General features: G+C 53.9%; 10 protein-coding genes. 5 read left to right on the top strand and 5 right to left on the bottom strand.

Annotation, left to right across the window (positions count from 1 at the left end):
- Together RJ53_RS09480 and RJ53_RS09485 are read right to left on the bottom strand one after the other, a co-directional pair.
- Complete coding sequence (locus RJ53_RS09480) at window positions 1-2,382, bottom strand: methyl-accepting chemotaxis protein (RefSeq protein WP_211531386.1); 2,382 nt, start codon at window positions 2,380-2,382, stop codon at window positions 1-3.
- Between the two features lie 30 nt (window positions 2,383-2,412).
- Window positions 2,413-3,288: a chemotaxis protein CheW gene (locus tag RJ53_RS09485; protein WP_211531387.1), complete on the bottom strand. Its 876-nt coding sequence runs from the start codon at window positions 3,286-3,288 to the stop codon at window positions 2,413-2,415.
- A gap of 222 nt (window positions 3,289-3,510) precedes the next feature.
- On the opposite strand from RJ53_RS09485, the gene RJ53_RS09490 reads away from it, so the two are divergent.
- A complete protein-coding gene (locus RJ53_RS09490; protein WP_211531388.1) occupies window positions 3,511-4,689 on the top strand; it encodes an ATP-binding protein in 1,179 nt (392 codons plus the stop codon).
- Between the two features lie 67 nt (window positions 4,690-4,756).
- Here RJ53_RS09490 and RJ53_RS09495 read toward each other — a convergent pair whose 3' ends face one another.
- Together RJ53_RS09495 and RJ53_RS09500 are read right to left on the bottom strand one after the other, a co-directional pair.
- Entirely contained in the window at window positions 4,757-5,026 is a 270-nt protein-coding gene (locus RJ53_RS09495; protein WP_211531389.1) for a type II toxin-antitoxin system RelE family toxin, read from the bottom strand.
- Window positions 5,026-5,244 carry a hypothetical protein gene (locus RJ53_RS09500; RefSeq protein ID WP_211531390.1) on the bottom strand — a complete coding sequence of 73 codons (219 nt, stop codon included), beginning with the start codon at window positions 5,242-5,244 and terminating at the stop codon, window positions 5,026-5,028. The genes RJ53_RS09495 and RJ53_RS09500 overlap by 1 nt, the downstream gene beginning before the upstream one ends.
- 277 nt (window positions 5,245-5,521) lie before the next feature.
- On the opposite strand from RJ53_RS09500, the gene RJ53_RS09505 reads away from it, so the two are divergent.
- Genes RJ53_RS09505 through RJ53_RS09520 form a run of 4 tightly spaced genes read left to right on the top strand, consistent with a single transcriptional unit; the run spans window position 5,522 to window position 8,827 of the window.
- The gene (locus RJ53_RS09505) at window positions 5,522-6,232 is read left to right on the top strand and encodes a helix-turn-helix domain-containing protein (protein ID WP_211531391.1); all 711 of its coding nucleotides are present in this window, start codon (window positions 5,522-5,524) and stop codon (window positions 6,230-6,232) included.
- Entirely contained in the window at window positions 6,226-7,275 is a 1,050-nt protein-coding gene (locus RJ53_RS09510; protein WP_211531392.1) for a hydroxymethylglutaryl-CoA synthase, read from the top strand. Before RJ53_RS09505 ends, RJ53_RS09510 begins: the two co-directional genes overlap by 7 nt.
- Complete coding sequence (locus RJ53_RS09515) at window positions 7,272-8,435, top strand: thiolase domain-containing protein (RefSeq protein WP_211531393.1); 1,164 nt, start codon at window positions 7,272-7,274, stop codon at window positions 8,433-8,435. The genes RJ53_RS09510 and RJ53_RS09515 overlap by 4 nt, the downstream gene beginning before the upstream one ends.
- A gap of 2 nt (window positions 8,436-8,437) precedes the next feature.
- Window positions 8,438-8,827 carry a Zn-ribbon domain-containing OB-fold protein gene (locus RJ53_RS09520; protein ID WP_211531394.1) on the top strand — a complete coding sequence of 130 codons (390 nt, stop codon included), beginning with the start codon at window positions 8,438-8,440 and terminating at the stop codon, window positions 8,825-8,827.
- Between the two features lie 119 nt (window positions 8,828-8,946).
- On the opposite strand, the gene RJ53_RS09525 is transcribed toward RJ53_RS09520, so the two are convergent.
- Window positions 8,947-9,312 carry a ferritin-like domain-containing protein gene (locus RJ53_RS09525; protein ID WP_343221877.1) on the bottom strand — a complete coding sequence of 122 codons (366 nt, stop codon included), beginning with the start codon at window positions 9,310-9,312 and terminating at the stop codon, window positions 8,947-8,949.
- Between the last annotated feature and the right edge of the window lie 15 nt (window positions 9,313-9,327).

Consider the following 9,327-nt stretch of genomic DNA (forward strand, 5'->3'; position numbering starts at 1 on the left):
TCAGACGTGGTACTGTTCGGTAATCTTCTTCAGCCGGATACCGAGTTCATGGAGATCTTCTGCGGTCTTCTCAGCCTTCTGGGTATTCTCAAGATTCTTCCGTGCAGCCTCCTGGATCTTCTCCATCGCATGGGAGATACGGTCCATGCCGGATGCCTGTTCGGAGATGGAGTCTGCTATCTCATATGCTTCATTGGAGGAGTCGGCGATGGCAGTTGCAAGGACCTCAATCGCCTGCCGTGCCTCGGCGGTGAGCCGGACGGTATCCTCAACCGAGGATGATCCCCGATCGACCGATACGACGGTTCCTGAGACGCCACGCTGGATATCTGTTAAGATCGTTCTGATATGTGCAGTCGCCTGCTTTGACTGCTCAGCAAGATTATGAATCTCATGCGCAACAACCGCAAATCCTTTCCCAAACTCCCCGGCCTTTGCCGCCTCGATGGAGGCATTGACGGCGAGGAGGTTTGACTGCTCGGAGATGTCGGTGACGGTTGCGATGATCTCCCCGATGGCGGTACTCTGTTCCGAGAGCTTGACGACGTTCGTCCCGACGACATCCATCTGCCGCCGGATCTGGTTCATGCCATCAAGGATCTCCTGGACCGACCGTTGCCCGTCCTTGCTGACGAAGCTCGCCTTCATCGCCTTCTCGGTGACAGCCCTCGTCTTCTGATTGGCACGTTCGGTCTGGATACGCACCCCTTCGACCGAGTTTGAGGTCTCATCGACGATCCGGACGGTCTGTGAACTCTCCTGGGAGAGGTGGGAGGTGACGGCGGAGATCTCGCTTGATGCAGAGGAGAGGACGGAGATTCCTTCATATAACTCCTCGGTGATCAGCTTCATCAGCCGGGAAAGCTCGATACCGATGGTGTTGAGTGCATCACGATATGCCACGAATTCACCGGCAACCGGGATATCAGGATTGAATCTGGCGGTGAAATCCCCGGCGGCATAGTATCCGGCAAGCCGCATCGCCTCATTCACCGGCTCGGTGATCCGTTCAAGGGTCTTGTTGAACCCGACGATGATCCTCCGGTAGCTCCCCCGGAAGGCCTTTTCATCGCCACGGACCTTGAGATCACCCGCCCAGGCGGCATCGGTCATCTTCAGGGTCTCTTTATGAAGATGGTCAAGCGAATCCATCATCATTTTAATGGCAGGCCTGATCTCGTCCCTTTCATCCTGGATGGCGAATTTCTCGACATATTCGCCATTTGCGATCCGTTTGATATTGCCGACGATGTTCGTCTGGAGATCTTCTGCAAACTCGTCCATCGTCTGTGCCATTACCCCGATCTCATCCCGTCTGCTGATACCGAGACGGACAGAGAGATGTCCGTTTCTCAGTTCCTTGATCATCAGGACGACCTGCTGGAGGGGTTCAGAGATCGACCGTCCAAAGAGGATAGCAACGGCAGCACCGACGATGATCGAGGCGAGCATGACGGCAACGAGCGTATCCCTGATGGTATTAATCGGCCCGGTGAAGTCAGCGAGATACGCCCTGGAGACGATATGCCAGTCGAGCGGCTCAAAGTAGGTAAAGACATCGATGATCTCGTTTCCATCGACGGTATGGTAGAGAATCCCCTCCTTCTCGGTGAGGGCTGTCTGGACGAGAGTCCGGTCGATCCAGTTCTCGCCTTCACTCGTCGGGTGGACGATGACGTTTCCTGCTCCATCGATGACTTTCATGTACCCGTTCTCACCTATGACGGTCTGCCGGATACTCTTCCTGACGACATCGAGTGTTTCTTCTTCTTTGGTTCCGACGAAGAGGATCCCGATCACGTCGCCACGGCTGTTTGTGATTGGTTCATACGCGGTGACGTACTGGATCCCGAAGAGATCACGGGATCCATAGAATGTCTCCCCCCCGATGACCGAATAATCGAAGACATCCTGCGTCAGCCGGGTCCCGACGGCACGCTCGCCATCTTCGCTGATGACGTTTGTCGCTATCCTGATTGCATGATCATCATAGACCTGGAAGACGGTCGCGGCTCCACCAACGAGCTCCTGCACCTGATCGACGATCTCGAAGTTATCGTTGACGACGTACCGCTGGTTTCCGGGACCGACCAGCGTCATCTGACCCTCGATGATCTCCGGGCTGCCGTGCTGGTAGAACTGCTGCCTCAGGACATTTAAGTCACTGTCAACCTTGTTTCGTGTCAGGGTGTAGACATCGTTTGTCCACCCTTTCATGTCATTGCCCTGTACCTGCAGCCGTGTCTCGATCTGCTGGGTGATGACGCCTGCCGAGCTTGTGTAGGAGACGACACCGACGAGCGAGGTCGGGATGATTGCAAGGAGGAGGCAGATGACGAGGATCTTTGTTCCAACCTTCATGTTTGAGAAGAATGTTACCATGATATACCTCTCGGCGGTTTATGCTAGTTCTTACATCTCTCTTTCTTGATCACTGATTACCATCTCTGGATCGGTGAGAAGTGCTTTTCCATCGATGATCACAACATCCCCGGCAACCCCGATGAGATGGGTCCTCGGGATGGCGGTTCTGGTCGTTGCGTCAGGGAGGGGGCGTTTGAGCCGTGATGTTCCCCTGATCCTGTCAACGAGGAGGCCGAAGGTCATCTTCCCATCCGAGAGGATGATCACCCTGTTGAAGTCCGTCAGTCCGTACTCGGGGACCCTAAAGAACTTCCGGAGATCGATGAATGAGATGATCTCCCCCCGGACTGCGGCTATCCCGGTGATGAAGGGTGGTACCCCGGGTACCGGGGTGATCTCACCGGTCAGGATCACTTCGCGGACATACTGCATCCCGACGGCATACTCGACATACCCAAGCTGAAACCTCAGGATCTCGGGTTTGTCAACAGATTCATCTGTTACTCTCATCTCTGAGAGAGCCGGAGCCCTCCCCCTGAGGAGATCGAGCGTCTCCTCATCATCCGGTGGGAGGGCACCATATACCAGTGGGATGAGCGAGAGATCATCGATGATGATGACACCATCCTCTCTGATTCTGGTTCCCGGAAGATTCCCCGGTGATGCCTCTTCCTCCGACCTGATACCCTCTATCCGATCGGCGATGAGTGCTATCTCATTCTCCCTGAGGGTGGTGATGATGAGAGAATCGGTCGCTTTTACCTGCCTGATTTCTGAGCCGATACTGGCGATTGGGATCTCCTCGCCATAGATGATGACGGTGCCCTTCTCCCGGACTGCAACCATCCGTGTGGTCGTCCGTACACGGTCAAGAGGGAGGGCATATCCTGTCGTGCCGACACAGAAGTGAAGATACTCTGTCATTTGCAGATAGGAGAATATCGTAGACAGGATATGATAACTCTTGTGTATTTATATGCGGCAGGGGGATTCCCCGGTTTTTCGGTCCGGATCTCCATCATAGGAGCCGGAGTCCACACTTCGTAACGTGTGGCTTTAATGGTGTAGGGTTCGGGTTGTGCAGAAATATTATATGGACAAATTGTAAATAGGAATTACAATATGTCCAACCGGGAGATGAACCTTATGATCAGACGGGATGCAGAGGAGAAACTTCGCTCTCTTGCCCTTGGATTTCCTGCCGTTTCGGTGATCGGCCCACGTCAATCCGGAAAGACAACCCTTGTCCGGTCAGTATTCCCTGATAAACCCTACATATTACTGGAAGATCCTGATACACGTGCATTTGCTGAGGAGGATCCACGCAGCTTTCTTGCCCAGTACGAAGAGACCGGAGCAGTCTTTGATGAGGTCCAGAGGGTACCGGAGCTGTTCTCCTATCTCCAGGGTATTCTGGACAGGCATGCAACGCCCGGGCAGTTCATCCTCACCGGATCACAGAACTTTCTGATGATGGAGAGTATCTCTCAGTCACTCGCCGGGCGGGTTGGAATAATCAGGCTTCTCCCGCTCTCGATGAGGGAGATTGCCCGTGCCGGAGTTATACCGGAGACATATGAGGAGATTCTCTTTGGCGGTCTCTACCCCCGCCCCTATAGCACCCCTCTGGAGCCATCCGATTTCTACTCATCATATATACAGACATATATTGAGCGTGATCTTCGTCAGCTGAAGCAGGTGCAGAACCTCTCGACATTTCAGACATTCATGAAGATGTGTGCCCACCGATCCGGGCAGATCATTAACTACTCATCCCTGGCCAACGACTGCGGTATCACCCATAATACGGCGAAGGAGTGGTTATCTCTCCTTGAGACATCACTGTTAATCATTCTGATGAGGCCTCACCACAAAAACTTCAACAAGAGGCTGGTGAAGGCCCCGAAACTCTACTTCACCGACCCCGGCCTTGCGGCACATCTCTGTGGAATACCAAATGCTGAGAGTCTCAGGTATCATCCGTTAAAGGGAGGGCTTTTTGAATCACTCATCATCACCGAGTTCCTCAAGGTCAGGTTTAACGCAGGCAAAGAATCCAATCTGTACTTCTGGAGAGATAAACTCGGGCACGAGATCGACTGCGTCATTGAATATGCGGGATCAGATCTCATCCCTGTTGAGATTAAATCAGGCAGGACAGCAGCCAGTGACTTCTTTAAAGAGATCACGTACTGGAACAACCTCTCCGGCAATACCCCGAAGAGATCATTTGTCGTCTATGGGGGGGATCAGAACCAGCAGAGAAGAGCCGGGCATCTGGTTGGATATCAGCATCTGGAGCCGATATTCCCGTATCTGGAGTGAGGTTCGGGCACACTCGTAGGAAGCCCCTCTGCGTTAGCGGGGGATGGTTCACGCCAGAAGGGTGTCTCTAATAATCATAGATATGCTGGCGGTGATCGATCAGTATCAAATAAACGGCTCTCTCTTTTTCATCGGGTTTGAATATAAGTCGGTATCGTTGTGCGATTCTGGTTGCTTTCTTACCATGTAACGCGCCTGATAGCCAGCCACCTGTATTGAGAGGATCTTCTTTCAAGCGTTGCAGTTTCTTATCAAGTTCATGGATAATTCTCTTGTTGGATTTTATTTGACTAAGGCTTTCGATGAATGTGTCCGTTGTTCGAATAGTCCATTCCATCAGGATGAATCACCAAGCAGATCGTCTATCGATGATATCTCTCTGAATCGTCCGGCAGCTATGTCATCTTCACTTTTCTGTATCTTCGCCATCGTTTCCGGGTTGCTCAGTATCTCAATCGTATCGAGAAGGATATCCAGGTCTTCCCGACGAACCATAGTATCCTGAATTTTCTTTATTTCAGAATATACTTCATCAATGGTGACGGAGGGAGTCATGAATAGTAATTATCGTCGCATATCATAATTATTGTTGAATGTGGACAAATTGTAAATAGGAATTACAATATGTCCAGCCGGGGGTGACCCCCCCTAGATCATACCGGATGTAGTGCAAAAAACGAATAGGAATAGCCAGGGATTCCAAGGCAATGGAACAACCTCTCTGCCCCATCCCCGGGAGATAATCTGTCGTTTATGGAGGGGGTATCGGACTTCGTGAAATGTCGAACTCCCTTTCGTTAGTTATATGTAGAAAGGGTGCGAAGAGGTACAGGTGAAACCCGGACAGCGTCAGCAGCTTGCCGAAAAGATAGCAGGAGAGATAACCCTCTCTGATGTCCCCGGCAAAGCCCTGAAGAAGTGGCGGACGAGTTTTTCGATATCCCCGGGTGTTCTTGCCGATCATCTCGGGGTATCTCCGTCGGTTATCAGTGATTACGAGAGCGGGAGGCGGAAGAGTCCGGGAACGGCAGTCGTCGGAAAGATCATTGACAGCCTCTTTGCGATTGATGAAGAGAAGGGCGGAATCTTTGCGAAGAAGTACTCGACCATGCTCTTCTCGGACCTCGATGACGAGGTCATCTATGATATCCATGACTTCTCGGATGCTGTCCCGGTCAATGACTTTGCTGATGCGATTAACTGCTCGCTCATCTGTGGCGGTTCAGATCACCGGATCGTCGGCTATACTGTTGTAAACAGCCTCAACGCGATCCTCACCCTCTCTCCAAATGAGTTCAACCGGATTTATGGATGGAGTACGGAACGGGCACTGATCTTTACCGAGGTATCAAGCGGAAAGTCGCCGATGGTGGCGATCCGTGTGACACCGTTTAAGCCACCCTGCGTCATCCTCCAGGGGATAGATCCAAATCTGGTGCATCCACTGGTTCCAAGGCTTGCAGAGCGGGATCGTATCACGGTCTATTCAACAGAAGAGTCGATTGAAGATATTATTACAATTCTAAGGAGACAGGCATGGTAGGCATCATCACCTATGGGGCATATATCCCGCGGTTCCGGGTCAGGGTCGAGGAGATCGCACGGGTCTGGGGTGCAAACCCGGCCGAGATCACCGGTGGCCTTGGCGTCTTTGAGAAGTCGGTCCCTGACCTTGACGAGAATACTGCGACGATTGCAGTTGCGGCGGCACGTTCCGCTCTGGCACGAAGGAAGATCAATCCCGTTGATATCGGGGCAGTCTATGTCGGCTCCGAATCGCATCCCTATGCGGTCAAGCCGACGGCGGTCACCGTCGGCGAGGCGATCCGGGCGACACCGGTGATGACGGCGGCAGATTATGAGTTCGCCTGCAAGGCCGGGACTGCGGCTATCCAGACCTGTATGGGTCTTGTCGGGTCAGGAATGATCAGGTATGGCCTGGCCGTCGGTGCCGATATCGCACAAGGTGCTCCCGGAGACGCTCTTGAATATACGGCAGCAGCCGGAGGGGCGGCGTTTCTCATCGGATCTGAAAAGCCCATCGCCGAGATCACCACGACGGTCTCCTATACGAGCGATACCCCGGATTTCTGGCGGCGGGAAGGCCAGCCCTATCCCCGCCATGGAGGGCGGTTCTCAGGCGACCCCGGGTACTTCAAGCATGTCCTCGGAGCAAGCAGGCTCCTCTTTGAGCGAGAGGGAACCGAAGCGGCCGATTATGACTATGCCGTCTTTCATCAGCCGAACGCGAAGTTCCCGACGAGAGCTGCAAAGATGCTCGGCTTTTCAGATGAGAAGACAAAGCCGGGTCTCGTCGTCCCAAAGATCGGGAACACCTACTCGGGTGCCTCCCCCGTCGGGCTTGCGGCAACGCTCGATATCGCAGAGCCAGGTGATCGGATCTTCGTCTGCAGCTACGGCTCCGGTTCCGGCTCGGATGCCTTTGATATCAGGGTGACCGATGCGATAGAGACGGAGATCGACCGGTCAAAGGCACCGACTGTGGCGGATCTCATCAGTGAGCCCCGGTACCTTGACTATGCACTGTATGCAAGACACAAAGGAAAGATCGTGATGCAGGAATGAGAGAAGTAGCAGTTATCGGGGTTGGATGTACGCAGTTTGGCGAACGCTGGGATACCTCGTTCCGGGAGCTCTTCGTCGAGGCGGGAACCCTCGCGATCGAGGATGCGGGCGTCGGCGGCGAGTCGATAGACGCATTATATGTCGGCAACATGAGTGCAGGCAGATTTGTTGAGCAGGAGCATATCGGGGCACTCATTGCAGATTATGCAGGGCTCACCCGTGCAGGCCATGTCCCTGCAACGCGGGTCGAGGCGGCCTGCGCATCCGGTGGTTTGGCATTCCGGCAGGCGGTCCTTGCGGTTGCAAGCGGGATGGAGGATATCGTCGTTGCGGCAGGTGTTGAGAAGATGACTGATGCCGGCGACTCAACCGACGTCCTCTCTGCAGCAGCAGACCGTGAGTGGGAAGGGTTTGCAGGGGCGACCTTCCCCGGTCTCTATGCGATGATCGCAACCGATTATATGCACCGCTATCCGCTCACCCGTGATCAGCTCGCCCAGGTTGCGGTGAAGAACCATTATCATGGGTCGATGAACCCGATTGCACAGTTCCAGAACGAGATCACCATCGAAACGGTTCTTCGTTCGACGCTCGTCGCCGATCCGCTCCGGCTCTTCGACTGCTCCCCCGTATCCGACGGGAGTGCCGCGGTCGTCGTCGCCCCGCTCGACCGGGCCAGGGAGTTTACCGATGCACCGGTGACGGTTATCGGCTCAGCCCAGGCGAGCGATACGATTGCACTCCATGATCGCCGGGATATCTCGACGCTCGATGCATCGGTTGCAGCCGGTAACCGGGCATTTGAACGTGCAGGCGTGACGAGGAAGGATATCGATCTCATCGAGGTCCATGACTGTTTCACCATTGCCGAGATCTGTGCCATCGAGGACCTCGGGTTTGTGACGAAAGGCGAGGCCGGCATCTTCTATGAGGAAGGCCAGGCATATATCGGCGGCGATCTCCCGGTGAACACCTCCGGCGGCCTGAAGGCCTGTGGACACCCGGTCGGTGCGACCGGGATCAAGCAGGTCTGGGAGGTTGTCACCCAGCTCCGTGGCGAGGCAGGACGCCGGCAGGTGGATGGTGCCGAGATCGGGATGACGCAGAATGTCGGTGGGTCTGGTGCGACGGTCGCCTGCCATATCTTCAGGAGGGCCTGAGTATGACGGTAGCGCGATTCTGGAGGAAGATTCCCCAGCGGTACAATCTCATCGGTACAAAATGCGAAAACTGCAACACAGTCTACTTCCCGCCCCGGTCTCTCTGCCCGGACTGCAGGCGGGACGGGAAGATCATTGATCATACCTGCTCTGGAAAGGGCACAGTTGTCACCTTCTCTGTGATCCGAACAGCAAGCGATCAGTTCTCGAATATGACGCCGTATGTACTTGCGATCATCGAGCTTGAAGAGGGGTGCCGCCTCACTTCACAGGTGATCTGCGACCCGACCGAGGTGAGCGTCGGGATGAAGGTCAAATCCGTCTTCCGGGTGATCGCCGAGGATGGCCCGTCCGGGATCATCCATTACGGGACGAAGTTCGTTCCGGTTTAAAATCGCTCTCTTTTTTTCGGGCTCTTGTTCCTTATCATCGGATCTCCCCGGTCTTTTCAGGTGATCCAATGAGAAAAGAAAGAGTTGGAAGAGAAATATGCTCGTGATGAGCCCTCTCTTTACCAAGATTCAGGAAATGCCATGTCCGTGTAAATGTCCTCAAGGCGGGCCTTATGTCCACGTTCCATATTGGCCAGCTGCATAAAGATCTCTTTCTGTTTTGGATCTTCCTGTGCGCCTGCGAGTTGTGTGTACATCTGCATTGCCTCAAGCTCCTTTCTGATCGCAATTATGATACCATCGATCGGTTTGAGATCAGGTGTGAGATCCGGTGAGGCAAGAGTGTCTGCCACTTTATAGTCTCTGGATGCGGAGAATGTAATGGATGTGACACCCTTGTCAAGGTAGTCCTGCAGGAGTTCGCGGTGTTTGGTCTCATCGCTGGCAAGTTCGTGAAAGAGTTTCTTCAGGTTTGGATCCTTCACGATCTAACAGGCAGG

Source organism: Methanocalculus chunghsingensis (genome assembly GCF_018132105.1).
GTDB lineage: Archaea > Halobacteriota > Methanomicrobia > Methanomicrobiales > Methanocorpusculaceae > Methanocalculus > Methanocalculus chunghsingensis.

Bases quoted from the DNA above. Each gene is read 5' to 3' on its own strand.
- RJ53_RS09515 (WP_211531393.1), top strand. From the start codon at position 7,272: ATGAGAGAAGTAGCAGTTATCGGGGTTGGATGTACGCAGTTTGGCGAA.
- RJ53_RS09480 (WP_211531386.1), bottom strand. From the start codon at position 2,382: ATGGTAACATTCTTCTCAAACATGAAGGTTGGAACAAAGATCCTCGTC.
- RJ53_RS09495 (WP_211531389.1), bottom strand. From the start codon at position 5,026: ATGGAATGGACTATTCGAACAACGGACACATTCATCGAAAGCCTTAGT.
- RJ53_RS09510 (WP_211531392.1), top strand. From the start codon at position 6,226: ATGGTAGGCATCATCACCTATGGGGCATATATCCCGCGGTTCCGGGTC.
- RJ53_RS09490 (WP_211531388.1), top strand. From the start codon at position 3,511: ATGATCAGACGGGATGCAGAGGAGAAACTTCGCTCTCTTGCCCTTGGA.
- RJ53_RS09485 (WP_211531387.1), bottom strand. From the start codon at position 3,288: ATGACAGAGTATCTTCACTTCTGTGTCGGCACGACAGGATATGCCCTC.
- RJ53_RS09500 (WP_211531390.1), bottom strand. From the start codon at position 5,244: ATGACTCCCTCCGTCACCATTGATGAAGTATATTCTGAAATAAAGAAA.
- RJ53_RS09520 (WP_211531394.1), top strand. From the start codon at position 8,438: ATGACGGTAGCGCGATTCTGGAGGAAGATTCCCCAGCGGTACAATCTC.